This window comes from Ktedonobacter racemifer DSM 44963 (genome assembly GCF_000178855.1).
Lineage (GTDB): Bacteria > Chloroflexota > Ktedonobacteria > Ktedonobacterales > Ktedonobacteraceae > Ktedonobacter > Ktedonobacter racemifer.
Genome location: NZ_ADVG01000003.1, coordinates 1,833,275 through 1,859,409 on the forward strand (window position 1 = coordinate 1,833,275; position 26,135 = coordinate 1,859,409).

The following is a 26,135-nucleotide window of genomic DNA, read 5'->3' on the forward strand; positions in this document are numbered from 1 at the left end:
TAATAAGTGGAAGTTGTTTTATAGGTTGGGCACCGAATCGTGGCTTCCACAGGAAGCGCGTATGACCAGGTGACAAGGATGTCGGATGACACCCGTCTCTCTTGAGCCATCTATCATCGCTAGCAGGCGACTACCTGCCAGTTGTCCCAGGTGATAGATGTCCAGGTCAACAGTCGTCAGTGGTGGGCGGCTGGACGCCGCGATGATCTCCCAGTTGTCGAAGCCGATGACGGCGATGTCATCAGGAACCTTCCTCCCCAGTTCTCGTAGCATGTCAATAGTGCCACGAGCTATTTGATCGTTGCCACAAAATATCGCATCTACTTGTGGGTCAGAGGTTATGAGAAATTGAGTGGCGTTGTATCCCCAGCTTTCTTGCCAAGGCCCGGAGAGAAAACGTTGCTCGTGGGTAGCCAGCCCGGCCTCCTTAAGTACCTGGCGCACTGCTTTCTGTCGCAACTGCGTCGACTCAAAGTGGCTTGGTCCCATGATATGGCTGATATGGCGTCGTCCGTGCTCGACAAGATGCTCAATAGCAAGACGCGCACCCTGTTCGTCATCAGGTAAGATACAGAGTGCATTTCCTTCTTTTACCTGTGTATAGGCGTAGAGCACTGGTAGGCCCGTTTGCCCAACGTCGATAGCGGGACGCGGATCAGTCCGGCGCGAGGTAACAATGATACCGTCAACACGCTTGCTGAGCAGTGTCTCAATGTACTGACGCTCACGTTGGGCATCGTCGCGCGCGTCACAGAGAAAGACCAGAATCTGCGCTGTACCAAGCGCGTCCTCAATACCCTTCATCAAGGGGATGCTAAAGCGCCCGTAGCTATCAGTTGTGAGCAGACCGACGGTATAGCTGCGACCTCGTAACAGATTTTGTGCCATCATGTTTGGGCGAAATCCCAGGCGTGTCGCCACTTCTTGAATGCGCTCACGCGTCTCGGACTTCAGTTTTCCCTGTCCATTGAGGGCTTTCGATACCGTGCCAATGCTCACACCGGCTTCGCGCGCTACATCGTGGATAGTCACGCTCTGCATCTGTCGACTAACGGATTCATTACTTAATTCGCTACTCACGTATCTCTCCAAATGATCTGGTAAGGAAAAGCTTTTCCTTACTACAAATATAGATTACCCTCAATTTATGGCCCTGTCAAGGGATATAACGGCGAATATAGCGCCTTTTTGCCGAAAAATAGATGACAGCTAGGCTCAAAGAGCTAGTAAAGAAAAGGGTTTCCTGATTTTTATGAATACAGAGAACGGCCCAGAAAGCCCGCTCTTTCTAAGGCGGGGATGAATGGGCGTTCCTTTCGGGCTGGGTGGGTGGAGAGGAAGCATCGCTCTTCTTTCGCACGGTGTTCTCCACAGGATGAAGAACGATCATCGTCTTGTATTGTCTCACGCTTGCGCGCGAAGCTCATTTCAGTCAGAGCGCCGGATCCGGTATCCTCCTCTTCGACCTACCTGAAGAGCGCGGAGTTGCTTCTCACGAATCCATTTCCGAACGGTACGTCGTCGAGTGACCGGAAGAAGCCTGCTCAACTGGAATAGCTGTGTAGGCATGTGAACGTGGAGAAAGACACGAGGGACGGGCAGTAGTCCCATCTCTTTCTCAAGAGATATTCTGCATTGGAAGGCAACGCACGTCATGAAGCGAGCCCGCGACACCGACCTTTCTTCTCGAACTCCCTCTCCAGGTCGATTGGAGCCAGGAACGCCATGTACGTGCGCACCTGGAAGCGGCTCGGTGCCTGTATAACGCTCTGCTTGCTGAAGCCATGAAGCGGCTCCGATGCATGCGCAATGATTCTGCATGGAACAAGGCGCGAGCTCTCCCACGCTCGCACAAACAGCAACGCGCTCAGGCTTTTTCTGCCTTACGCAAGAAGTATCACTTCTCCGAATACGAGCTACACGAGTATGCCAAGCTTGCCCGTGTCTCGTGGATCGCTGATCACATCGAGAGCACCATGGCTCAAACCCTTGCGACTCGCGCCTATCAGGCGGTCAACCGGGTCTGTGTTGGGAAAGCCACACGAGTACGCTTCCGCAGCAAAGGACGTGGCATCGATAGCGTGGAGGGCAAACGCAACGATGTCGGCATGCGCTTCGTGTGTGATCCCAATGCGGGCGATGGCGGCTTCCTGATCTGGAACCAAGAGGTCATCCCAGCCATCATCGACTGGCGAGACCCGGTGGTGCGGCATGGCATGCGCCACCCCATCAAGTATGTGCGCCTGGTTCGCCGCAAAGCTTCCTCACCACAGGCACAGGGAGCCGATAAAGACAGCCATCGTTATTGCGTGCAATTGGTTTTAGAGGGCCATGCCTTCGTCAAACCGAAGCATGAGGAGGGAGGCAAAGACATGATTGGCCTGGATATTGGCCCATCGACACTCGCGATTGTCCCTCGTCGAGCAAAGGCGGATCTGGTCACGTTCTGCCAGGAGCTTTCCCCCAATGCCAGCAGAAAACGCCGGTTGCAGCGCAAGATGGACCGGCAAAGACGCGCCACGAATCCCAACAATTACGACGAAAAGGGCCGTGTCAAAAAGGGCAAGGGTCGTCTCAAATGGAGGGAGAGTAAGCGATACCAGGCGACCAGGAGACAACACGCCACAACCGAAAGACGGCTGGCTGCTCACCGCAAGAGTCTGCATGGACACCTGGCTCATCGCATCGCTTCGGTGGGCACCACGATCACCATAGAGAAAACCTCGTTCAAAGGATGGCAGAAGCAGTATGGTCGGAGCATCGGACGCGCGCGCCCCAGGGATGTTTGTAGCGCATTTGACTCGCATAGTTGCAAAAACTGGCGGCACCCTGCGCGAAGTTTCAGCCTACCAGACCAAACTCTCTCAGTACTGCCAGAAGTCGGGGCAGTATCACAAGAAGCCACGATCTGAGCGTTGGCACCGTTGTGAGTGCGGGTTGGGACCAGTGCAACGTGATCTGTATTCGGCCTTCCTGATTGCCTACCTGGAACCTGAGCAAACAACACCCTCCATCACCCAGCACGTCTGGGAAGGTGCGGAGCCGCGCCTACGAGCCGTGATGGAGGATCTGCAACAACGTGCGAATGAAGGGGAGCCATTCCCCCGAAGCATGGGCGTGTCGGCTTCTGGCAAAGCTGCCCGTGCCAGAGCGTGTCGGCTGAAAAGTCCTGCCTATCTCCACCAAGAGCCGGTTTCTCCTTCGGGAGAGGCCGGAAACGATGGGTGAGGAACAGGAACCTCCGTGCATGTATGCCGGAGAGGCCTCAGATTTAGATCATCAATTTGTTCGCTGGGTGCGCTTTCTTTCCCGCCCGGTTTGCGGTATTGTCGCTTCGGGGTGCAGGTAAATTTCTCCCACCTGTATGCCATGCATCGCCACTGGCTGGTTAGTGTAGGCCTCGACTGTATTGACATAACTCTCGGTAGAGTCGCCTACTGTATAGATTTTTCCATCCTGTCCGAGCGCGCCTCCAAGGCCATAGCGTGCGGTTGGCATAGGTGCAAGGGTGTCCAGGTATTCGTTCTGGGGTCATATGCCTCCACCGTTTTGAGAGGGCCACTTGCGTTTCGGCCCCCAATAGCGTAAATTCGCCCATCAGGCCCTACCGCCGCCGTCAATCCCGTGCGCGCCTTCAGGCAATCCTGGCAAAGGATAAGCGACAGACTTCCCAAACTTCCCACCAACTTGATCGCCTCACCAACAGGCGGACGCGCCGCATTAACCACTACCTGCACGCAGCGAGCAAGAGGATCATTGATCTGCTGGTTACGGAAGGCATTGAGCGACTGGTGACACTCCGCATGGGCTAAAGCCCAGCAGCTTCTGACACGGCTCCGTAAGCGCCTCCGTGAGACATGTCCCGTAGGGACTACTCAAAATGGAGGCGTAGTGTGGTAGCCATATCTGAGAGGCGCGCACCCATCCAGCGCAATCCCCCCTGGGCGGTGCCAGGCCCGTTGGCGTGATCCCCTTGCCTTGCTTGAGCAAGAGATGGTTGCCCTTCGCGTTCGGCATCCTGGGAGATCCCAACACCTGGGTCTTTCGACCCCCTCATCGCACGTCGCGAATGAGCATGAGGCTTTTCCTTCAATGGTTCTTGGGAGCGCTCGATCAAGCGCTGCCCGATTCTCAGACTGGCATTGCGGTCGGCATGGTCGCGCATCTGGCATTGTGGGCACAGGCAAAGCGCCGCGCCGGGCGTGTATCCCTCAACCGGCTCACCCTCGTTGTAGCGAATGACAGGCGCGTGACAGCGATGGCATTCCCGGCTCGTATTGCGCGGATTGACGCGGCACGTGATGAGACCACCTGCATTCCACGCCTTGTACTTCGAGTACTTGAAGATGCGCCCTGCGCATCCAGTACGCGCGTTTCATGTTGCTGCGGCGCGAATACGTGCCTTTTTGCGGGCGCAGGTTGCCGAGATGCTCGAAGACCAGTATGCTTGCTTGCTGCTCGATGGCGAACTGGACAATGCGGGCGCTCACCTGGTGCGCGATGTGCTCATTGAGATTGCCCCGATTTGAAAGAGTCCCTAAAGCTGAGATATACTCGAAGCAGATCAGAAAGGGGCTTATCAATGGGAAAGAGCCAAAAGGTCTACACAAAAGAATTCAAAGAGGAAGCCGTGCGGCTGGCGCAAACATCAGGCAAGCCGATTGCACAAATAGCGCGCGAGCTGGGTATCTCCGACAGCGCGATTCATGGGTGGCGCAAGGAATTAGCAGAACATGGGAAAGAAGCATTTCCAGGCAAAGGGCATCAAACCACGCTTGAGGAAGAAAATCGTCGCTTGAAACGCGAAGTCGAAAGACTCCAGCAGGAGCGTGACATACTAAAAAAAGCAGTGAGCATCTTCTCACGGGAATCCAAATGAAACATCAATTTATTGAACAGCACAAGCATGAATTCTCCATTGTTATCATGTGCGATGTGCTCGGAATCTCGGAAAGCGGCTTTTATGCCTGGCGCAAACGTTCAGCCTGCCTGCGCGAACGAGAAGATGCTCATTTAACGCAGAAGATACGGCAGGTGTTTGTAACTCATCAAGGACGATATGGAAGCCCACGCATTTTGAGAGAGCTGCGTGACGAAGGGATCACCTGCTCACGCAAACGGATCGCCAGGCTCATGCGGCAGAAGAACCTTTCTGCCAGACGTAAACGGCGTCGAGTAGTGACCACAAAAAGAGATATGGCTCATCCAGTCGCTCCCAACCTTTTAAATCGGGAATTTCGTGCTGAAGCGCCAAACAAAAAATGGGTGACGGATATCACGTATATCCCAACTCGACAAGGATGGCTCTATCTCGCGGTCATTTTAGATCTGTATTCACGAATGGTTGTGGGATGGTCGATGTCGAGCAATTGCGATGAGGGATTAATAGAACAGGCACGCTAACCTTGCCCTTGCCCGCCGTCGCCCTAAAGCGGGGTTGCTGCATCACAGTGATAGAGGAAGTCAGTACACTTCAAGAGCGTATCAGGCGTGTTTAGAACAAGCTGGAATACAGTCAAGTATGTCACGTAAAGGAAATTGTTGGGACAATGCCGCGATGGAGAGTTTCTTTGGAACCTTAAAAGATGAATGTGTAGGGGAACGCATTTATTCATCACATGATGAAGCGCGATTAGCACTCTTTACCTACATGGAAGTCTATTATAATCGTGTTCGTCGGCATTCTACACTCGGATACGTAAGTCCACTGAATTATGAGCGGACGGGGAATTAAAAAACATAACGTAACGTTTGACGTAATACAATTTTTATACTATAATAAAAACGTTAACGTCACGTTGCGTCAAAACATTTTTCACTCTCCTCACCTCAAACCTCTAGAGACTCTACGAAAACGGGGCAAGCTCACATCGACGTGCTTGATCTTGCGCCACAGATCAGCATTGTCCTGCTCCCCTTGGGCAATGATGCCAGTCTGAGATCGGTTGTGTGCAATACGTCCAAGCAGTCTCGCGCCTTGTGCCCGATACCGCTGTGCCATTTCCAATGAAGGACGTAGCCAGGATGGTGCCTTCGACTGCCTGGACGGTACACACAGCTATATGCTGGTCGAGGTTCAAATCGACCGCGCAGAGACGTGTCTCTTTGGATGCTATCTGTTCAACAACCTTGGCGGGGGCCTCCAACGTTTTCTCGATGGGAGTATGCAACCACCAGCGGTTGCCCTTGCGAACCAGTTGCGGGCTCCCTATTGCGTACCCCTCGGGAATATCGCGAGAAAGCGCACCAATTTTGAGCCAGGACCAGCACGAGCCGGTCCACACTCTGAGCATGATGGAGTGCGTAGCGCGTTCTTTCCACAAGCCCGCGTAGAAGGAGGCCGATTTGTTCCAGGTACGCGGCGGGACCGGTGGCCGCTCCCTGAACGGCTGCTTCTTCTTGCCCTTTTTGCATGGTTGGGCCTCGTGCTTCTCTTTGCGTGCTCGCCACTGTTTGAGCGAGGAGAAAAATGCGCGAGCAGAGCCAAGGGCTGCATTGATGGCGGCGCGCCGGAACATCGCGGGGATATCCGGGGCGATGTCGGAAAGTGGCAGAATGGGATGGGGGCTCTTCTCCGTCGCATGGGTGAGTTTCTCTAGGGCGGTGAGGGCCTCCTTGCTCTTGAGAGAGAGGAGGCCGCCCTCATGGGCCTGGATGACCTCAAAGTAGAAGGCCACGACACGATTGTAGAGCGCCTGATGCTCCGCGAAGGAGTGGGCTGACTGTGGCGGATACTGTATTGTTTTCCGACTTTGGCTCTCGCAAAAGTACTTGAGATCGAAAAAGCAAACAAGCTATGAATATCGTACTTGCTCGCTTGTTTTAGCAAGCAAACAGTAAATTTGCGCTCCCTTGCTTGCTTGAAATAAGCAAGCAAGTAGTAAAAAGAGAGCCTGCTCGCTTCTCAAAATCAAGCGAGCAGGCTCTCTTTTTACTACTTGCTTCTCACTGTGAAATAGCCCTTGTCCGCTTGCTCGACTCCCTTCCCTTTCATCAGGTAAACTCCATGACAGGTGATCGTTTCTCTGCTCTCCGCTTCTCAGAAAGGGAGTGTTATGGAAGTTGAATATGTTGGAAAGCGTGCTCACCTCTTCCACCTGCTTCAGCAGCATCCTGAGTGGACACTTCAGCAGTATGCTGATGCGGTCGGCTGCTCTGTGAGCATGGTTTGTACCTGGCGTCAGCGTTTTCGAGAAGCCCAAGCCCAGGGAGCGCTCGATGCTTCCATCTTCTTTTCTCGCTCTCGCGCCCCTCACCATCACCCTCCTCGCATTGACACTGAGGTCAAAGAGCGGGTGCTCTCGATCCGTCAGGCTCCCCCAGAGCCGTTGCAGCGCACGCCTGGACCACTGGCGATCCTGTATTATCTGCAGCGAGATGAAGCCTTGCAGGCAAAAAGGCCCGCTTGCCTCGTTCGACACGCACCATCTGGCGCATCCTGGATGCTGCAGGAGCCATTGAGCGTGATCGTCCTCGTCAGCGCTCTCCTCGCCTGCCAAGAGCCCCTTTGGAGGAAGTCCAACTCGACTTTAAAGATGTCTCCACCGTTCCTGCTGATCTGCATGATCCTGATGCCCGCGCGGCAGCATGTGATCGAAGCGTGCAATGCGGGTCGACGCAGGCACTTCCCTCTTGCTCGACGCCCAGGTTCATGAAGACTTTCACGCCGAAACGGCGTTCCAGGCGGTGGCCACCTTCTTGCGTCGCTACGGCTGTCCCAGCATCTTGACCTTTGACCGCGATCCTCGTTGGGTAGGCAGTGCAACGGCACGCGATTTTCCCTCAGCCCTGTGCCAATTTCTCTTGTGTGTTGGCGTGCAGCCCAACGTCTTGCCTCCCCGCCACCCAGAACTCAACTGCTATGTGGAAAGATATCATCGGACCTACAAGGAAGAATGTCTGTTTGTGCATCGTCCTGGAACCCTCGAAGAGGTTCGCAATGTCACCGAGACCTTTGAGCACTTCTACAACACGCAGCGCCCTCATCAGGGGCGCAGTTGTCGCAATCGTCCTCCCAGCCAGGCGCATCCTGTGCTGCCCACCTTACCCGCGCTTCCAGCCGTCGTCGATCCGGATGCCTGGTTGCAAGCAGTTCACGGGCGGACCTATGCGCGACGGGTGAAGTCAGACGGCCGCGTGAGCGTTGATGGGGCCGATTATTACATCAAGCAAGCACTGGCTGGACAGCTCATCACCTTGGGTGTCAATGCTGCCGAGCGCTGCTTCGAGGTCCTGCAGCATGAGAGCATCATCAAGCAGCTTTCCATCAAAGGGCTGCAAGGCCAACGCATGCCGCTGGATGACTACATTGCCTTGATGCAAGAGCGCGCTCGTTCAGAGGAACGACAACGCTTGATGAACCTGCGACGGCGACACCTCCAAGCTCGATAATCTTTGTGCTTGCTTGCGGGAATGGATTCGTCGAGGAGACTGCTGTCCACTTTTTTGCTTGCTCGTTTCCTCTCCATCACTTGCTCGTCTCCTTTTCCCCTCCCTGGTCGACCCTTTCCTCATTGTTCTCGCTCATGCTCTCGTGCTTACTCATTTGCTTGTTGCTTGGATGCTTGTTTTTTGTAATCTCAAGTACTCTTGCAAGAGCTGAAGTCGGAAAACAATACAGATACTGCAACGCTTGTCTGATTGTTTTCGTGGCTTTTGCCATTTTTAGTGCTTTTTCTCTCAAACAAATAGATTGTGTCTCTTTTATAGTATACGACAATTATAGTCAGATCTGGGATACAAGAGCATGGGAGCCAACAACGAACGGATGCCATATGTTCTCAATCACAACAGCCGTCAACCTGACTGATGAAGAAAAAGCGAGTGTTCAGCTTAATGAAGAGTATGCCGATTCTCAATGGGTCAATCCCCTACACGTAATAGAGAATACTGATCACTTTCATCCGTGCCTTGTTCAAATAGCACGGGATATCATTTCAAAATAACTGGATCTTCCCACGAGATGCCCGCCTGTGTAGGACTCTAGCACCTCTCATGGGCTCTCTCCCTGACACTTTTTAGCTCATGTAGAACATCTTCAAAGAGGGAAGAAGTGAAGGGAGAGGCGTATCTAGACTCTGATATAATGAACAGCGAAATGAAGGAGAGGAGCCCTACCGCATGAGTGAGAACTGCATTTTTTGCCAGATTATTCACCATCAAGCCCCAGCCTATGTGGTGACAGAAGATGAGCACATTATCGTCTTTCTTTCCAAAGAAAATCACCCGCTGGTCGTGCCCAAGCAACATATTCCCACTATTTATTCCTTGGATGACGTAACTGGTGCCCACATCATGAGAGCAGCAAGAGAGATCGCTCGTGCTGTCAAACTGGGACTGGAGTGCGAAGGGATTTACCTGACGCAAGCTAATGAGTCAGCTGCTGGTCAAGAGGTCTTCCACTTTCATCTGCATATCTACCCTCGCTGGCGCGCTGTCGATTTTCGCTCGCAGCAGACCGCCCACCACATCAGCAAGGCAGACAAGCAGGAGACCTTGCAGAAGATCACCGCATCCCTGTACAGAGAGCAATAGGCTCGGCGCATCAAAAGCGAAGAGAAAAACGCCATTTGACCGACGAACCTCGAAATAATAAACATTTCTTACGTTCGCAGAGACGAGAGGAGTTGCCCGCAAGATCTAACAGATACAGCCTGCCAATGCGGAAAATGCTCTTGTCGCGGCGGTCATGGCGATCATAGCGATCGCGTTTGCCATGATGCATACAGGAGGCAGCCCCATGAACCAGCCACCAGACGGCGAGAAAGAGCACGAGCAGCATCCGATCGATGCGATCCAACCGGCGCACATGACAGCTTTCCCACTGCCACCCACGACTCTTCAAATCCTGGAAGGTGGATTCCACTCGCCACCGCAAGCGATACTCTCGCAAGCGGGCTCCACCTGCGGGACGGTCAGAAATGACCAGCAGAGCTTCTTCCTCATGCGGGTCCCAATAGGCACTCAGGTTGGTCTCAAGCTGTTCCTCCTGCCATAACCGAACGCGTCCATAAAACCGCGAGCCTTGCGTGGCGACCACATCGCAGACCCGACGAGAAGGCAAGAGATGGCCAGCAGGCGCGTAGGGCTGGCAGGTATGATGGGCACAAATTCTGAAGAGGTAATGCCAGCCGTATTTCTGACAAAGAGCGACCATCGGAGAGCAGCCAAATGCGCTATCGCCAAGCACAGTGCATTCCGCCTCGCCGATGTGAGGAGCCAGTCGCTTGAACAGCTCTTCAATGCACTCCCACAGCCTTGATCCCACCTTTGCCAGCCTGGCATGACTTTCCATACCAGCGGTAAAACGCGAGAATGGTGCAGCAGACCGATGTAAATCACTTGCGCATGCTCTTCATAGGAGGTGAGATCGATAACCAGGCGCAACGGGCCTCGCCGAAAAAAGGGCAGCACTTGGGCGAGCAGCGCGTCCCAGGTCTTCTCGGTCTCAATACGCTCATTGCTTAAAAAGCGCTCCAGACGACGCTCGATGCTACTCGCCTTCGCTTCACTCTCGGCTAACAGTTCTTCGGCCACGACCGGGATCACCAGACTCCGGGCTTTGATCACTCCGACCACAAACAGCGCAAGCGTTTTGCTTTGATGCCCATGCAAGTGCGTAAAAAATTCCTTGACCTGGTCCTGCCACACAGTCCATAATGGACTCCTCATGGAGATTGTCCTCTTTCAGCTCACATTTCTGCTTGTAGGACGATCTCTTCTGTTCGCCGACCTCCTCCCAGACACAAAAGTCCTCTCTCAAGCTGCCAGGTACTCGGTGACGCGTGCTTCTCACCCCTTTTGCTCTTATTTACTTGTTATATTCTATTGAAAAAGCGTCAGGGAGAGAGCCTCTCATGGGGAGTTCCACCAAGTAGGTGCCGAGGAATGGTAAAGGGGCATATATTTGTGGTGTCGTAGACGATGCCTCTTGTTATGAGCAAGCCGTTTGCAGCCCAAACGCCTTCTCTCGAACGCTCGCTACGCGAGCCGGGATCAGTGAGAGAAGAGAATTGGATGGCCCGGTTTTTTCCCTATTTGCTCCTTGCTGAAGCAATATAATATCAGTTATATTGAATGTATCGTTTTTTCTCTCTTTTTTCAGCATCTAACTGAACCAGTTGCGTGATGAAAAGAGGAGGTTCTCTATCACTTGGATCGCGCTTCTTCTTGAAGAAGCTCGCTGAACCAATGAAGAGGGAACAGTTTGTCTCTATGGCTCAAAAATAGGGCATGGACCATCTTCGAGAAACGCAACGCGCAGTTTTTCGGAACGCTCTCAGTGAAGTGGAAGATGAGGGGAGGTGAAAGAGATGAGTGCTGTTCTTCATGCCGCTATCGCTGCCGCTACTGCCGCTGCTAAGTTGGCTGCCGAGAAGGAGCGAAGGAGGCGAGAGCAGGAAAAGCAGCAGAGAAAGAAGAAGGATAAGTGATGGATAGGTCTCATTTTGGGCATAAACTGGAATGAGACCCCCATGACCGTATCTGCCATGAGACGGGAAGGGGCCATGTCTTGATGAGTGGCTCCCTTTCTGTATTTTAGCATACGTTTGGCTGGCAATTGTTTCTGTGGGGGAGACGTGAAAAATACGAATAGTTCTCACTGGAAAAGAAGCTGATGCCCAAAAATACAAAAATTTTGTAAAATGAAGAATTCCCCGTGATGTATCTGGGGAAGTGTCAAATCCTTCTATTTGTTCGGAGATGCTTGTTCAGGTGAAGCACCAGGGCCGCCGTCCAGCCCTGCTGACGGCATCCCATTCCCGCGCCGGTTTGGGAATTGTAGCACTCGGTGAGGTTTCCATCTCGTACCATCGTGGTATACAAACGCTCTGCTATCTCCTGATACGCGCTCTCATAGCCATATGCTCTGAGAACCTCAAGCATAAAGTACGCCACGGGAGGCCACATTGGTCCGCGCCACCATAGATCAGGATGGTATACCTCCTCGTCGTAGGCTACACTAGGGAAAGGGATCGCTACTCTGCTCCGATTTTCATATGCAAACGTATGCAAGCACACATTCACACCGAATTTCGTTGTTCCTGTTTCATCCGTAGGTGCCTCCGGGCCGAAGCCTTTTGGTCTTACCCCGCGTCCGCAGGCAAGTTTGCGTCTTCGTCCGAGCCAGTACCGGAGACGGCTTGATCCATCAGCCCGATCAAGCGAAGGGCTTCCCGTAACACATTCTGACCTGCGTTGTGATCTCGATCCTGCGAAAACTGATCATACGGACAAGCAGGATTCTGACACACAAAGATGCGATCCTTGAGCGTCATCGCTTCCCACGTCCAACCGCAGCAATGACAGGTCTTGACTTCCAGGAAAGAAACGGTCCACCTTGATCACCTCTCCCCCACGTTGCGCCACTTTTGCCTCGAGCAGACGTCTGAGGGTGCCGAGCGAGGCATCGGCGAACGAGCGAGCGAGACGGCGATTCTTGAGGAGTCCCTTGAGGTGGAGATCTTCCACCCCGATGATCCAGTAACTGTCGGCTAGTTTGGTTGTGAGCTTCTGAAGGACATCCTGGCGCAGGCAGGTGATGCGATAATGCAGACGGGCGACCTGTCGGCGCGCTTTCTCCCGATTCGCGGGATCCCAGTTTTCGGCGGTGCAGCCGTTTGTTGGCCTGACGCAATTTCTTGAGGGTGGTTTTGAGGAAGGCTTGGTTTTCGACTTCCTCTCCTGTACTCAAGGTGGCCAGGCGGTTCAGCCCCACATCGATACCCACGGCGGCTGGTTTCTTCACCGCGATGGGATCAGGGATCTCGACCTGGATGGACACAAACCACCACTCGGCTGTTTTGGTGATGCGTGCCCCCTTCACGCGGCCCGCAAACCGGAGCTTCTCGGCCATATTCACCCAGCCGAGCTTGGGGATCCACATGCGGTGATCACCCAGTTCAAACTGATCGTTGGCGAGGTAGAAACTCGGCGTACTGCGCTTCTTGCTTTTGAACTTCGGGCGGCGTGCACGGCCCTCAAAGAACGCGGTAAACGCCTTGCCCAAATCGAGAAAGGGCTGATCAGAGGCGTTCTTGGTGACCTCCCAGGTCCAGGGGAATTGCTCCCGCCTGATCTCGTTAAACTGCTTCTTGAGCTTGAAGGCGGTGGGGTTTCCCCCGGCCTCATATTGGCGGTTCCACTCAGCCAATGCCCAGTTCCAGACAAAGCGTGCGGTCCCGGCGGCTTTGGCAAAGTACACCGCCTGTTCCGCTGTGGGATGGAGTCTGATCTTATGCGCCTTGATCATCCCTCACATCCTTTCACAGAACCGCTGCTCGAAGAAGGTTGTTGTTTAAAACATATGTTCCACAACTACATCTTAACCTATTTTTCTCGCTTTTTCAATACTGTTGAAACCTCTTTTTCAAGATGTTTTTTTCTATCCTGGCAGGTATGGCGCTCTTACTCTATGGTGTCCGATCGATGACGGAGGTCATTGGACAATCGGACAGTCGCTATCTGCGGCAATGCTTCTTGCACGTGGCGCGTTTCCCCGCCTTCGCCTATCTGATCGGTCTTGTTCTGACGGCATGTATGCAAAGTTCGAGCGCAATGTCTTCGTTGTTGATTGATCTGGTGAATACGGGCCTTTTGCCCTTTTCAACGGCTATTGTGATGCTGCTCGGAGCAAATGTTGGCTCAACCCTTGCGGTGCAGCTGATTTCCTTTCATATTACCGATTATGCGCTCACTCTCGTCGGTCTCTTTGCCTTGCTTGCGCTCTGTACCGCTCACACTCCCTGGAGGCGCGTGGGACAGGCGCTGTTTGCCTTTGGTCTTATGCTCTTGGGCCTCTTCACTCTCTCTCAGGCAAGCCAACTCCTCGCGAGCAGTCCCTGGGTGGTTGGAATACTTCATACATACGCGAGCAGACCTGTCCTTCTCTTCGTGCTGGGAATACTGCTGGCTACGCTCCTGAACTCGAGCACGGCTACGATCGGGTTGGCACTTGCTCTGGTCTCCGCTCATACCCTTGCCCCTGAATCTGCACTTGCGCTGATGCTTGGGGCGAATGTGGGTACCACGCTTCCTACATTACTGGCGGCTCGTCGTGCAACGACGCGCACGGGACAGCGCCAGGCGCTGGTTCATACCGGGACCAAGCTCATTGGTGCATGTCTCCTGTTCCTCCTTCTCAACCCCCTGGCCTTCCTTCTCGCGTGCTACTGGCCGAATGCCACGATGCAGGTGGCTATTGCTCATCTGGGTTTTAATGTGCTCTTGACTTGTGTCTGTGTTCCTCTGGCGAGTCCGTTGGCTGGGGTTTTATCTTACCTGGTGCCATCACCAGCGGGAGAACAGGGGACTGTACGCTATGTGCAAGAATCTGCCGGATAGGCATTGCGTCTGTATGTAGGTGATGGACGAGAGCGTTTTTCCACAGGTTCTCCACATTGCAAGGTGCTAGAGATAAGCCGATGGGAAGCGTACCTTCTGCATCAGTCAGGCTGCTGGACTCTTTGTTCTTTCAAGATCTATGCAGCCTGGCAAGGAGAACATCATCACAGCCATCTCTTGGTTCTCCATGGCATTTTCAGCGCATTTCCATTGTACGACCATTGCCGTGGACGGATCCTATAGCGTATAGTAGAGAAAAGAAGTGAAACGGGGAATATGGCAGATAGCTGCTCCAGAACGTGCCAATGCTCTTGCTCGTATGAGGGGAATGTCTGATGGAACAACCTGTACAGCCAGAAAACGTCTCTTCCAATAGGGCTTCCTGGCACCCATATCCTGCTCTTGATGGATCAGCTGTTGCTTAACCGCCGACGCCTCATGCAGGCGGGAACTATCTCATGAAGGAGGTTGTGATGCCGAAGGACGTCTATGACTGGCTGGTCGGCGATGTCATCCTTGATAGGTATGAAGTGCGCAGCATCTTGGGCGAAGGGGGCATGGGAAGGGTTTATAAGATCTACGATCGTCAAAGGAATACCTATGAAGCGGTCAAGAGTCCCAAACCAGAGATCTTCACCACTGCCAACGGCAAGGAGCGCTTCATTCAAGAGGCGGAAACCTGGGTAAAACTCAAGATGCATAGTAACGTTGTCTATTGCTCCGCTGTGGAAATCCTGGGCGACATTCCACGGATCTTTATCGATTATGTTGACGGGGGTAGTTTGAGCGACTGGATTCGTGATCAGCGCCTTTACGAAGGAAGAAAGGGTATGGCGATGTTCCGAATGCTGAGGATCGCCATCCAGTTCGCCTGGGGGTTGCATGCTGCGCACGAGCAGGGAGTGGTCCACCAGGATGTCAAGCCTGCAAATGTGATGATGAGTTCGGAGGGACTTGCCAGAATCACCGATTTTGGTCTCGCCAGGGCACGCATCGTAGCAGGTGAACCAGAGCACCTTGGCGGCACAGCAAGGAGCGATCGGCAAAGCATCCTGGTCAGTTCGCGCGGGATGACCCCGGCCTATTGCTCACCAGAGCAAGCGGCAGGCAGACCGCTGAGTCGAAAAACGGATATCTGGAGTTGGGGCGTCTCGGTGCTAGAAATGTTCGTTGGCGGGGTCACTTGGATGAGCGGTATCATGGCGCGCGAGGTACTTACCAGCTATCAGCGACAACATCAGGCAATTCCTCCTATGCCTCCTGAGATCATGCAGCTCCTTGACAGATGTTTCCAGTACCAACCCGAGGCTCGTCCCGCCACCATGGAGGAAGTAGCAACGGAGTTAGAGGCATGCTTTGTTCGCCTGATAGGACTCCCTTATTCACGTGAGAGCTCCAAATTTATTGAACTTTCAACCTCAACATTTTTTGTCCAGGCAGTTTCATTGAACAGGCTCGAACGGCACGAGGAGGCGCTGGTTTTGTGTGAGCGTGCTATTCAAGATGAGCCGGTTGAGGCTGTCTCCTATTCTTTGAAAGGAATAATCCTTGGAAAACTTCGGCGTCAAGAAGAAGCGTTACAGGCTTACGAGCAAGCCATTCGTCTTGATCCAACCAGTGCTGAGGTATATGGGAATAAAGGACTTCTGCTTCGCAGACTCAACCGCATGGAAGAGGCGCTGGCAGCTTATGAGCAAGCCATTCACATCGATCCGACCCATGTCTCCGCCTACTTTGGTAAAGGAATGGCGCTCCAAAAACTAAAGCGTGATGAGGAGGCATTGCCAGTTTTTGAGCAGGCGATTCAACTCAATCCAACAGATGCGAATATCCATTTCCTTAAGGGGTGTTCGCTGGAGATGCTTGGACGAGCTGAAGAAGCACTGACAGCCTTTGAGCAGGTCATTCACCTTGAACCAACCCGTATATCCGCCTACAGCCACAAAGGAATTCTGCTCAGAACCCTTGGGCGACATGAGGAGGCACTGGAGGCTTTTGAACAAAGCATTCGCCTTGATCCAACAAACGCAGATGCCTATCAAGCCAAAGGGGAGGTGCTCGACACCCTTGGGCGACTCGAGGAGGCATTGGAGGCTTTTGAACAAAGCATTCGTCTTAATCCAAAGGATGCCTCTGTCTATTTTAGTAAAGGATTGACCCTCTGGGGCCTGAAGCACATGGAAGAAGCGTTAGCCAATTTTGAGTATGCCATCCAGCTTGATCCCAAAAACGCCACTTTTTACCGAACTAAAGGAATTCTGCTCAGGATTATAGGGCACAATGAGGAGGCGTTAACCGCTCTTGAGTACGCCGTCCAGCTTCGTCCAAACGATGCCGAAGCCTATCAGAATAAAGGATATGCGCTTGAAAAGCTCGGACGAATGTCCGAAGCGCATCAGGCGTATCAAAAAGCGCATGAACTTCGTGAGTGATAGAAAATCACCAGGATGCTGTGACCGACGGCCATTGTCGCGTCTCTTGGAAAGAGCTTTATATGCCGAAAGATCTATTTGCCTATCGAGGACATTGTGGCGCAGGGATCTCAGCAATTAGTTGGTCCCCCGATGGCACCTTTCTTGCCTCGGGCGACTATCGTGGCCGTGTCCACATCTGGAATGCCAGAACTGGAGAGGGATCCCTGGTGACTTATCGCAATCATCGCGCCTCCTCTATCATGGATATAGACTGGTCCCCCGATAGCCGCCATCTTGCATTTGCGTATGATGGCACTATTATCGTTTGGGGGGGTAATACGGAGGAAGGGCCGCTTGCTGAGTACAGAGAGCATCCCTCTACTTTCAACGTCGATGTCTGGTCGCCGGATCATCAGCACCTTGCTTTTATCTGTGCCAGCAACGGGGCCATCAAGGTCTGGGAGGCCAATACTGGCAAGGACCCTCTTGTTGTGTATCGAGGACATCTCCAGGCAGTGCGTTACGGACATGTCTGTTCTCTGGACTGGTCCCCCGACGGTGCCTTTCTGGTTTCGAGCGACTATAACGGGACCGTGCAGATCTGGGATGCCAGAAGCGGTGAGGGCCCTCTGCAGACGTTTGCAGGTGGGGGATACAGCCTGTCGGTGGCCTGGTCCCCCCATGGGAGGCTCATCGCCACTACATGTGTTGATTGCTCTGTACGGGTATATGAAGCCATGGGGAGGTCGTCGCCGCTTGTCGTGTATTGGGGGCATGTAACCGGAATCGAAGGGGTCAATGCCGCGTCCTGGTCCCCTGATAGCAGATTCCTCGCCACAGCGGGCAATGATGCCACTGTGCAAGTGTGGGAAGCTACGGTCGGAGACCCTCCTCTCCTCACCCACACGGGTCAACGCGGATCCTTTCTTTCTTTTACATCCTGGTCTCCCGATGGCAGATTCATTGCCTCTGGGGGCCATAGCTCCGTTCCTATCCATATCTGGAACGCTAGAACCGGTCAGGTATATGCCATCTTCAAAAATCCTCCCTTTGTGAGCGCGCTTGCCTGGTCACCGGAGAGTCGGCGTATTGCAATAGGTCGTGGCAAAGGTATCTACATATGGAAAGTTATTTGATGAGGTCGAGCGAATCTTGGATCTGTATGACAGAGAAGGGATACAGCGAGGAGGATGTTCCTTGCAGATGGAGCCGATCTCGCAATGGGCATCTCCTCCTCAGTCTATACTGAGCATTGTTTCCCACAAGTTCTCCACAGAGAAGGGGGTAAATGTGGAAAAGTGGAGCAGTGGTTGACACGATGGGCTTTAGCCCGCCGCAAGCCATGCCATTTTCATGGCAGTGGTTAGGCGTATGTGGCTTTTGCCCTTGCCCTAGACAAACAAGTGTTCTTCTGCTAGAAGAAGTAAATGCAGCAACGAAGGCACGGCTCTGGTACGGCTTTAGGAAGTGTTGCTCGCACGGAGAATATGCAGAAGAAATGCCTCCCACTGCTGGTAACAGCAGTTCTTGAAAGAGAAAGGTGTTCACCCTCTCCAAGCTGTCGAACGCGCGAGCAGGGCTACACAACGGCAAAGCAAGGCATGAGCGCGTGAACGGACAGGGCACTGCCCTTCAAGATATCTGGTGTGTAGACCAGAGCTTGAGCGTATTCCTCACCCACTACGGTGTTGAACGAGTCGTCGCCACGCTCCATCTCCTCACAACACCGACTACGTAGGAGTGCAAGAAGAAGCCGCACGGTTGCGCAACCGTCGGCGGAGTGCCACTCCAATCGGGAGATTCCTCGAGTCGCTTCGAGGATTTCCTGCTTCGCTGAGTCTTGCCTGATGTGGTTTTTTCCGGACGTGGCGTGCAGCGTTCTTGAGTCGTATGCACCGCAGCAGGTCTTACAGATGCTCCACAGGAGAGGACAGCAAGCCTAGTTGCCATAATGTTTTTTTGTCGCATTCACACTCCGATTGTAGTGGATGCCACAGACGGTAAGTACTCCGTCCTTCTTTTTGCGAACGTCGAGATATGATCCATATCCTCGCGGATCGTTGCGTCGGATTGTCTGGTCTGCTTGACAAAGAGGTTTACCAGGAGGCGGCGCAAGTGTAATATCTCGCGGGCCGTGATCTCGATAGCTGCCGGACCGCCTCCCGCCACGACCTGAGTCAGCCCGATTGTGCTCGTTGGTAACGCGTATCGCCGGCCCTTTTCCCCTGCAGCCAGCAGGAGCGTTGCAAAGCCACTTGTCCGACCGAGACAATAGGTGGCAATCTCTGGGCGGAGCGACTGTATGGCATCGTAGATTGCCAGTCCGGCATAGATATTGCCACCGGGAGAGTTGAGGTACAGATGGATATCTCTGGTCGCATCTTCACTTTGCAGGTAGAACAGCTGAGTGATGATGCTATTCGCAACGCTGTCCTCAATAGCTGTATTAATGCAGAGAATGAACTTTTTAAGGAATTGAGGAGAAAGATGCTTGCTGATGGCCGTATATTGGTCTTCCAACAGTTGCTGACAGCGGCGTTTCAGGATCTCCTGTGATTCCTCCCCTTCTGGTATCCCTGTCAGAGGCCAGGCTGCTTGAGTCCATATGGCTTTGTAGATGATGAGAGAAGATCCTGGCCTGCAACATACTCATTGTTCTCTCTCGTTTCCTATTGCCCTGACACAGGAAATGGGCCTTGCCATTCACGTGCCAGAGATGTAAGCTGTCTGCGCACGCCTTCTGGGTCCAGCCAGCCGTAGCCAACGTCTTGCAACTGGCGGATCAACCCTTGAAAATCGTCTTCGTTCCATGTGGGGGTGCCTTGACGTAGAAGCGCCTGTTGGATTTCCTGCCCCGTTGGCTCGCGGTCTGGTGGAAGGTGCGCCGCATACGGCCTATGCTGCGTAAGAAAGGGCTCCAGGTAGGGACGAGCCCCTTCATCCCATTCGGTTGCTTCATGGGCTTCTAGTTCCCAATCGAGCTCCCAGAGCCGTATCGTTTGATCCTGACTCCCCGAGACAAGCCAGCGTCCATCTCCGCTCAGACTCACTGAGGCCACAGTGCTCGTGTGCCCCTCGAAGATGCGCACACAGCGTCCGCTGTTCACCTCCCAGAGCCGTACGGTGTTATCCTTGCTTCCCGAGACGAGCCAGCGTCCATCCTCGCTCAGACTCACTGAGTCCACATTGCCAGCATGGCCTTGGAAGATGCGCACACAACGTCCACTGTTCACCTCCCACAGTCGTATCGTTTTATCATTACTCCCCGAGACGAGCCAGCGTCCATCTCCGCTCAGACTCACTGACTCTACAAAGTTAGTAAGGCCCTCCAAGGTGAAGGTGCGCACACAACGTCCGCTGTTCACCTCCCACAGTCGTATCGTTTTATCATTACTCCCCGAGACGAGCCAGCGTCCATCTCCGCTCAGACTCACTGAGGTCACTATGTTCGTATGACCCTTGAAGGTGTGCACACAACGTCCGCTGTTCACCTCCCAGAGCCGCACGGTATTATCATTGCTTCCCGAGACGAGCCAGTGTCCATCTCTGCTCAGACTCACTGAGGTCACTATGTTCGTATGACCCTTGAAGGTGTGCACACAGCGTCCGCTGTTCACCTCCCAGAGCCGTACGGTGTTATCCTTGCTTCCCGAGACGAGCCAGTGTCCATCTCTGCTCAGACTCACTGAGGTCACTATGTTCGTATGACCCTTGAAGGTGTGCACACAACGTCCGCTGTTCACCTCCCAGAGCCGCACGGTATTATCATTGCTTCCCGAGACGAGCCAGTGTCCATCTCTGCTCAGACTCACTGACCTCACAGGGTACCTATGGCCTTCGAGGGTCCTCAGGTGCCAGCTCGCACGCAAACCAACACGAGAACAGTGCCGTGCAAGTTGTGCCCATCCTCCACGAGACCTAGGGTTACGCTCCCAACCTGGCAAGGCCCGAACCTCATTCAAAAGCGATAACGCCATGGGAAACTGGCCTTGTAATTGTGCCTGCTCCATCTGCTCTAGCAGACGTTCTCCATAGGCCTCTTCCTGCGTTATGTCAGCATGGGTGCGTATCTGCGATAGAGAGAAGGAACAGCAGGGCTCTGGCTCTGCAACGCTCCACAGTCGTATCGTTTGATCCTGACTCCCCGAGACGAGCCAGTGTCCATCTCTGCTCAGACTCACTGAGGCCACAGAGTCAGTATGGCCTTCAAAGGTGCGTACACAGCGCCAGCTGCTCACCTCCCGGAGCCGTACTGTGTTATTATCACTTCCCGAGACGAGCCAGCGTCCATCTCCGCTCAGACTCACTGACCTTACATCGCTCGTATGGCCATAGAAGGTGCGTATACAACGTCCGCTGCCCACCTCCCAGAGCCGTATCGTTTGATCCTGACTCCCCGAGACGAGCCAGCGTCCATCCCTGCTCAGACTCACTGAGGTCACATCGCTCGTATGACCCTTGAAGATATGCACACAACGTCCGCTGTTCACCTCCCAGAGCCGCACTGTGTTATCCTTGCTTCCCGAGGCGAGCCAGTGTCCATCGTCACTTAGACTCACTGAGACCACAGAGCTCGTATGGCCATAGAAAGTGCGTACACAGCGCCAGCTGCTTATCTCCCGAAGTGGTATCGTGCCCTTATCGCTCCCCGAGACGAGCCAGCGTCCATCTCCGCTCAGATTCACTGACCTCACATCACTCGTATGGCCATAGAAGGTGCGCACGCAGCGTCCACTGCTGGTTTCCCAGAGCCGTATCGTTTTATCATTACTCCCTGAGACGAGCCAGCGTCCATCTCCACTCAGACTCACTGACTCTACAGGGGCCGTATGGCCATAGAAGATGCGCACACAGCGTCCACTGCTGGTTTCCCAGAGCCGTATCGTTTTATCCCAACTCCCCGAGACGAGCCAGCGTCCATCTCCACTCAGACTCACTGACCACACAAAGCCTGTATGGCCTTCGAAGGTATGCAGGCAACGAAGGCTAGTCGCTCTCTGTGCTTTCGCAAGCAAGGATTGCCATTTATCGGTTTCAATGGAATGCGCACCTCCTTGCTTAAGGAGACGAAGCGCCGCATCTCTCTCTCCACGTTCTAGATGTACCTGGGCCAGCAAATATGTTGCCTGCGCTGCCTCCCCCTGGTCTGCTCGAATATGTTCGAGTTGGCGACAAAGCGCATCATCAGTCAGATCTCCTTGTCGCCAGAGGACGACTCCCCTGTTATATGTTGTCTCCAGGTGCTGAGGGTCCATCTGTAAGGCTTGATCCCAGATCTGTAGCGCGGCGTCAACCTTTCCCAGGTCATAGAGCGAGAGCGCTTGGTTATTGAGGCTATCCGCCTGCATCCTGGCTGTTTGCGGGGTTTCTCGTGAATAGGCTCGCCCGATTTCCTGTGCATAGATCTCTTGAAGGGCGATCGCGACCTCCAACATGGTCGCAGGTCGCTCCTCTGGCCTTGATGCAAAGCAGTGTGCGAGCAATGTCACCAGTTTGGCTGGAGGAGGAGGAATGACGACCGCCTCAGGTTCATAGCTCGCGAGGACCTCACGCGCCAGGATGCCGCTCCGCCAGGTGACGTCTCCCACCAACATCTCCAGCAGTGAGACCCCCCAACTCCAGATGTCCGTCTTGCGGCTCAAGGGATGTCCCGCGGCCTGCTTAGGGGAGCAGTAAGCCGGGGTCATGCCGCGAGCACTCACCAGGATACTGCGCTGACCGTTTCCTCCACTGCTTCCTTCTGGCTCACCGGCTAGCGCACGTGCTTTCGCTAGACCGAAATCGGTGACTTTGGCAACCCCCTCCGGCGTCATCATCACATTGGCAGGTTTGATGTCCTGGTGTACCAGGCCCTGTTCATGGGCGGCATGCAATCCCCAGGCAAACTGAATGGCGATGTCAAGCATCCTCTCCAGGGCTCGCTGATGTCCCCCTTCATAGAGGCGACGGCTGCGAATCCAGTCCCCCAGGCTCCCTCCTGCCACATATTCGGCAAAGATGCGTGGGATCTCATCGATGAGACGCACGTAGTAACAACTCACGATGTGGGGATGCAGGGGCAGATTGACCCAGGTCTCCGCTTCGCGGATGAAGTTCTCTTCGCCGCCCTCTCTGGCAAACAGAGCGGGCTGAGGACTTTTCACCGCCAAATCGATATTCCACCCCCGGTGATGGACCTTATAAACCATACCCATCCCACCTTCACCCAAGAGGCCCATCACCTCGTATTGATTGAGCAGTTCCTCTCCGACATGCCAGGCCGCTCCCTGGGTGTCTTTTGCTACGGCAGGAGTCCCTGGTGGAGGCACGTGGTACGCTTGCGCAGCCCGCTGTTCAATGACGCTCATTGCAGAAGTTTGCTCATCCTTGTCCGTCGACTGAGGGAAGAGCACGGATGGCGATGATTGGGTCGCCTGAGTAGTTCTCTGCTGATCAGGCTTGCGACGCCATAGACGACTCAGCCAGCTCTGATTGTTCATGCTCCCTCCTTCGCTCTGGGTGAGGTAACCAGTCGATATCCCAACCCGCGTACCGTCTCAAGAAAGCGCGGCGCTTTGGGGTCGGGTTCGAGCTTCTTGCGCAGTTCCCAGATCAGGTGATTGATGTCCCCCTCCGTGTGGTAGGCATCCTCTCCCCACACGGCGGCGAGCAGTTCTTCATACGAGCACATCACGGGGACATGGCCATTGGTCTGGTTGCGTTGTGCCATATAGCGGACCAATTTATGCTCCTGAGGCCGTAACTCATGAATCTCCTGCTGCTTGGAACCCTCGATACGATAGAGCCGAGCCTGAATCCAATCATATTCCAGATACGCGACCTGAAGTGGTGGACCCGAAGGACGCGTCCCCAGCGGATCGCTGAAGGTCAGTTCCCAGTAGCCTGGCTCGCTCGTCTCGCTTAATTTCCCCAGGATGCGAATGCTGTCTCCCTCGCTGAGCAAGGCCCGGCCTTGTACCACCTGTACATCATTCCCACAACGTACAAACGTGCGGTTGATGCTGCCATTGTCGACGACCCACCAGCCGTAGAGATTGTGCTCAAGGGTACAATGCACTTTGCGGGTGATCAGTTGCTGGGGATCGGGAGAGAGGGCGATATCATTGAATTGCTCAAAACGCCCAATGGTCACCATGTCTTTCTCCAATTCTACCTGAAACTGCTGTCCATCGGGTTCAGATATGTCTAGAAACGGCAAAAGTAGGTCCACGTCTCTTCTCCCCCCATCTGTTCTTGAGAAGGCTTTTCGCTTCTTTCTCTTTTTTATTGTAGTCTATCATAGACGTCTGTAACTATGGTCACAGGATGGAAACGGGATGGAAATGCCATGAAATGCTTCAGAGGAGACCTCGCCACGGATGGTGGCTCTCCGGCGAATTTGGTGAATGATGAGCTTATCAGAAACTGGCTCGTTTTTTTCTGGAGCCAGAGCCATCATGCCTCCACGATGGTATTGCAAACCTTCGCACCAGATTCGCCAGAGAGCCGTTTCTCAATCCCCAGATCCTATATCAGACGAAAATTCCTTCCGTGCCACAAAGACATGACGATTAAAAGGATCAATGGCAAAGCTGACAGGATAGGGCTTTAGCCCGCCGCAAGCCACGGTTCTTGAGACCGTGGTGAGGCGTGTTATTGAGCTTGAGCCCTTATCAAACAGAGTACTCATAGAACACATGTTTGACAATTTCACATCAGCAGAGTATGCTCTACGAGAGAGAGCATATATTTTGTGAGAGGAGGTCCTGAAAATGGCAAAAGCCACGAAAACCATCAGGCAGGCGTTGCACTATCCGCCGCAGTATGCTGCCTACTTCGCGGCAAATCAGGTCCTCTTCAATCGTGTCGTGGCCTTTTATTTCGACTGTATTCAGGCGCACGAGGGTCTCCTTTCCCTCAAAAATAAGGAGGCCCTCACGGCCCTGGAGAAGCTCACCCATGCAACGGGTGCGAACCCCCATCCCATCGTGCCACTCACCGACCTCGCGCCAGATATCCCGGCGATGTTCAGACGTGCCGCCATCAATGCGGCCCTTGGTTCGGCCCGCGCATTTTCTTCTTCCCTCAAAACATGGCGAGCACGGAAGCAGAAACACGAAGCCAAACACACGAAGAAGCGCAAGAAGAGGCCGTTTCGGGAGCGGCCACCAGTCCCACCCCGATCATGGAACAAGTCGGTTCCCTTCTACGCAAGCCTTTGGCGTGAGCGTCATACGCATGGTATCGTGCTCAAGGTCTGGACCGGCTCGTGCTGGTCCTGGCTCAAAGTCCACATCCTCGGTCGCGATCTCCCCGATGGGTACGCGATGGGCAGTCCACAGCTTGTTCGCAAGGGGGATCGCTGGTGGTTACATACTCCCATTGAGAAGACCTTCGAGGCTCCCGCAAAGAGCGGAGAGCAACTCACCACCGCCCAGACACGTCTCTGCGCGGTGGATCTCAATCTCGACAAGCATCTCGCTGTGTGCAGCGTCCAGACAGTTGACGGCACCATCCTGGCTACTTCCTTCATCGGAAATGGCACAGCGGTATCGGGCTGTAGGAAGAAACTGCTTGGACGCATTGCACAAAACCGATCACAGACTGGCATCATCGCGGAAAACAAACAGGACAATGCCGACCTCTGGGCGAAGATCAGGCACGTTGACGAACAGATCGCGCATCTGGTGAGCGCTCGCATTGTCCAGTTCGCGAGCGAGCACAAGGCGAGCATCCTGGTTTTTGAACATCTGGGCACCCTGCAACCGAAGAAGGGCACGTATTCGCGTCGGAGCAATACCAAACGCGCCTACTGGATGAAAGGGCGCGTGTTCCGCTACACAACGTACAAAGCCTGGCATGCAGGCGGCATCATCACCTGCCGTGTCAATCCGCGCAATACGAGCAGAGAATGCCATCGCTGTCACGCTGCTGTCATTCGCTATAATCAGGGACACCCTGTGGAAGGCTACACCCCCGGTGCCGCACTCTGTCTGTGCCCACAATGCCAGATGCGCGATCATGCCGACCGCAATGCCAGTTTGAGAATCGGACAACGCTTGATCGAGCGGACACAAGAACCGTTGAAGGAAAAGCCTCATGCTCGTTCGCAACGTGCGAAGAGGGAGTCGAAAGACTCAGGTGTTGGGATCTCCCAGGATGCCAAACGCCAGATGGGACCATCTTTCCCTGCGGCCAGGCGTGGAGATCATGCCAACGGGCATGGCACCGCCCAGGGGAGAAGGCGCCGGATGGGCGTGCCTCTCCCAGATATTGCGTCCCAACTACGGGTTCACTTTGAGTAGTGGCTACGCCACCTGTCTCACGAACCCGACTACGGCACAGTGTCAGAAGCTGCTCGGCTTTAGCCGATGCGGAGTGTCACCAAGGTACCCTGTA

19 protein-coding genes and 4 pseudogenes are annotated in these 26,135 nt (G+C 53.9%); 12 read left to right on the forward strand and 11 right to left on the reverse strand.

Annotated elements, in window-relative coordinates; genetic code table 11:
- Window positions 1-18 precede the first annotated feature (18 nt).
- The gene (locus KRAC_RS37105; protein ID WP_007916318.1) at window positions 19-1,080 is read right to left on the reverse strand and encodes a LacI family DNA-binding transcriptional regulator; all 1,062 of its coding nucleotides are present in this window, start codon (window positions 1,078-1,080) and stop codon (window positions 19-21) included.
- 722 nt (window positions 1,081-1,802) lie between these two features.
- Between KRAC_RS37105 and KRAC_RS37110 the strand changes: the two genes are divergently transcribed.
- Together KRAC_RS37110 and KRAC_RS79955 are read left to right on the forward strand one after the other, a co-directional pair.
- A complete protein-coding gene (locus KRAC_RS37110) occupies window positions 1,803-2,912 on the forward strand; it encodes a hypothetical protein (protein WP_040445637.1) in 1,110 nt (369 codons plus the stop codon).
- A gap of 34 nt (window positions 2,913-2,946) precedes the next feature.
- Window positions 2,947-3,228, forward strand: a complete 282-nt coding sequence (locus KRAC_RS79955; RefSeq protein WP_040445638.1) for a hypothetical protein — start codon at window positions 2,947-2,949, stop codon at window positions 3,226-3,228.
- 51 nt (window positions 3,229-3,279) lie between these two features.
- Here KRAC_RS79955 and KRAC_RS72125 read toward each other — a convergent pair whose 3' ends face one another.
- Both KRAC_RS72125 and KRAC_RS79960 read right to left on the reverse strand, forming a co-directional pair.
- Window positions 3,280-3,498, reverse strand: coding sequence for a hypothetical protein (locus KRAC_RS72125; RefSeq protein ID WP_007916319.1), 219 nt, complete (start codon window positions 3,496-3,498; stop codon window positions 3,280-3,282).
- Window positions 3,435-3,683, reverse strand: coding sequence for a Kelch repeat-containing protein (locus KRAC_RS79960; protein WP_420795846.1), 249 nt, complete (start codon window positions 3,681-3,683; stop codon window positions 3,435-3,437). Before KRAC_RS79960 ends, KRAC_RS72125 begins: the two co-directional genes overlap by 64 nt.
- Here KRAC_RS79960 and KRAC_RS79965 point away from each other — a divergent pair.
- Window positions 3,642-3,812 (forward strand): transposase, encoded by a 171-nt coding sequence (locus tag KRAC_RS79965; protein ID WP_420795847.1) that lies wholly within the window; start codon window positions 3,642-3,644, stop codon window positions 3,810-3,812. The two genes, KRAC_RS79960 and KRAC_RS79965, sit on opposite strands and share 42 nt — an antisense overlap.
- Window positions 3,813-3,871: 59 nt before the next feature.
- Here the strand turns inward: KRAC_RS79965 and KRAC_RS67005 are convergent.
- A pseudogene (locus tag KRAC_RS67005) lies at window positions 3,872-4,517 on the reverse strand (zinc ribbon domain-containing protein); the annotation flags it as partial.
- Window positions 4,518-4,582: 65 nt separating this feature from the next.
- Here KRAC_RS67005 and KRAC_RS79970 point away from each other — a divergent pair.
- A pseudogene (locus KRAC_RS79970) lies at window positions 4,583-5,734 on the forward strand (IS3 family transposase).
- A gap of 135 nt (window positions 5,735-5,869) precedes the next feature.
- On the opposite strand, the pseudogene KRAC_RS37145 reads toward KRAC_RS79970, so the two are convergent.
- Window positions 5,870-6,518, reverse strand: a pseudogene (locus KRAC_RS37145) (RNA-guided endonuclease TnpB family protein); the annotation flags it as partial.
- Between the two features lie 537 nt (window positions 6,519-7,055).
- Between KRAC_RS37145 and KRAC_RS76750 the strand changes: the two are divergent.
- From KRAC_RS76750 to KRAC_RS37165, 3 genes are all read left to right on the forward strand, one after another.
- The gene (locus tag KRAC_RS76750; RefSeq protein ID WP_040445642.1) at window positions 7,056-7,655 is read left to right on the forward strand and encodes a helix-turn-helix domain-containing protein; all 600 of its coding nucleotides are present in this window, start codon (window positions 7,056-7,058) and stop codon (window positions 7,653-7,655) included.
- Complete coding sequence (locus KRAC_RS67010) at window positions 7,606-8,391, forward strand: integrase core domain-containing protein (protein WP_244422436.1); 786 nt, start codon at window positions 7,606-7,608, stop codon at window positions 8,389-8,391. Before KRAC_RS76750 ends, KRAC_RS67010 begins: the two co-directional genes overlap by 50 nt.
- A 729-nt stretch (window positions 8,392-9,120) precedes the next feature.
- Entirely contained in the window at window positions 9,121-9,534 is a 414-nt protein-coding gene (locus tag KRAC_RS37165; protein WP_007916323.1) for an HIT family protein, read from the forward strand.
- A gap of 10 nt (window positions 9,535-9,544) precedes the next feature.
- Here KRAC_RS37165 and KRAC_RS73970 read toward each other — a convergent pair whose 3' ends face one another.
- Window positions 9,545-10,294 carry a transposase gene (locus KRAC_RS73970; RefSeq protein WP_083814993.1) on the reverse strand — a complete coding sequence of 250 codons (750 nt, stop codon included), beginning with the start codon at window positions 10,292-10,294 and terminating at the stop codon, window positions 9,545-9,547.
- Window positions 10,295-10,314: 20 nt separating this feature from the next.
- Here KRAC_RS73970 and KRAC_RS76755 point away from each other — a divergent pair, with 20 nt between their 5' ends.
- Entirely contained in the window at window positions 10,315-10,467 is a 153-nt protein-coding gene (locus KRAC_RS76755; protein ID WP_157507531.1) for a hypothetical protein, read from the forward strand.
- 1,212 nt (window positions 10,468-11,679) lie between these two features.
- Here the strand turns inward: KRAC_RS76755 and KRAC_RS79975 are convergent.
- A complete protein-coding gene (locus KRAC_RS79975) occupies window positions 11,680-12,027 on the reverse strand; it encodes an MGH1-like glycoside hydrolase domain-containing protein (protein WP_075164451.1) in 348 nt (115 codons plus the stop codon).
- A gap of 59 nt (window positions 12,028-12,086) precedes the next feature.
- Window positions 12,087-13,252: pseudogene (locus tag KRAC_RS37185) on the reverse strand (RNA-guided endonuclease InsQ/TnpB family protein).
- A gap of 122 nt (window positions 13,253-13,374) precedes the next feature.
- On the opposite strand from KRAC_RS37185, the gene KRAC_RS37190 reads away from it, so the two are divergent.
- The 3 genes from KRAC_RS37190 to KRAC_RS37200 all read left to right on the forward strand — a co-directional run bounded on the left by KRAC_RS37190 (window position 13,375) and on the right by KRAC_RS37200 (window position 17,893).
- Window positions 13,375-14,343, forward strand: coding sequence for a Na/Pi cotransporter family protein (locus KRAC_RS37190; protein WP_007916341.1), 969 nt, complete (start codon window positions 13,375-13,377; stop codon window positions 14,341-14,343).
- 473 nt (window positions 14,344-14,816) lie between these two features.
- Window positions 14,817-16,775 (forward strand): serine/threonine-protein kinase, encoded by a 1,959-nt coding sequence (locus KRAC_RS37195; protein WP_007916342.1) that lies wholly within the window; start codon window positions 14,817-14,819, stop codon window positions 16,773-16,775.
- Window positions 16,776-16,795: 20 nt separating this feature from the next.
- A complete protein-coding gene (locus KRAC_RS37200; protein ID WP_274532169.1) occupies window positions 16,796-17,893 on the forward strand; it encodes a WD40 repeat domain-containing protein in 1,098 nt (365 codons plus the stop codon).
- An 832-nt stretch (window positions 17,894-18,725) separates the two neighbouring features.
- On the opposite strand, the gene KRAC_RS37210 is transcribed toward KRAC_RS37200, so the two are convergent.
- The 3 genes from KRAC_RS37210 to KRAC_RS63250 all read right to left on the reverse strand — a co-directional run bounded on the left by KRAC_RS37210 (window position 18,726) and on the right by KRAC_RS63250 (window position 23,967).
- Window positions 18,726-19,277: a ClpP family protease gene (locus tag KRAC_RS37210; RefSeq protein ID WP_007916344.1), complete on the reverse strand. Its 552-nt coding sequence runs from the start codon at window positions 19,275-19,277 to the stop codon at window positions 18,726-18,728.
- Between the two features lie 149 nt (window positions 19,278-19,426).
- The gene (locus KRAC_RS37215) at window positions 19,427-23,236 is read right to left on the reverse strand and encodes a WD40 domain-containing protein (RefSeq protein WP_007916345.1); all 3,810 of its coding nucleotides are present in this window, start codon (window positions 23,234-23,236) and stop codon (window positions 19,427-19,429) included.
- A complete protein-coding gene (locus tag KRAC_RS63250) occupies window positions 23,233-23,967 on the reverse strand; it encodes a winged helix-turn-helix domain-containing protein (protein ID WP_007916346.1) in 735 nt (244 codons plus the stop codon). The genes KRAC_RS37215 and KRAC_RS63250 overlap by 4 nt, the downstream gene beginning before the upstream one ends.
- A 541-nt stretch (window positions 23,968-24,508) precedes the next feature.
- Between KRAC_RS63250 and KRAC_RS37230 the strand changes: the two genes are divergently transcribed.
- Window positions 24,509-26,041, forward strand: coding sequence for a zinc ribbon domain-containing protein (locus tag KRAC_RS37230; RefSeq protein WP_007916348.1), 1,533 nt, complete (start codon window positions 24,509-24,511; stop codon window positions 26,039-26,041).
- Window positions 26,042-26,135 lie beyond the last annotated feature (94 nt).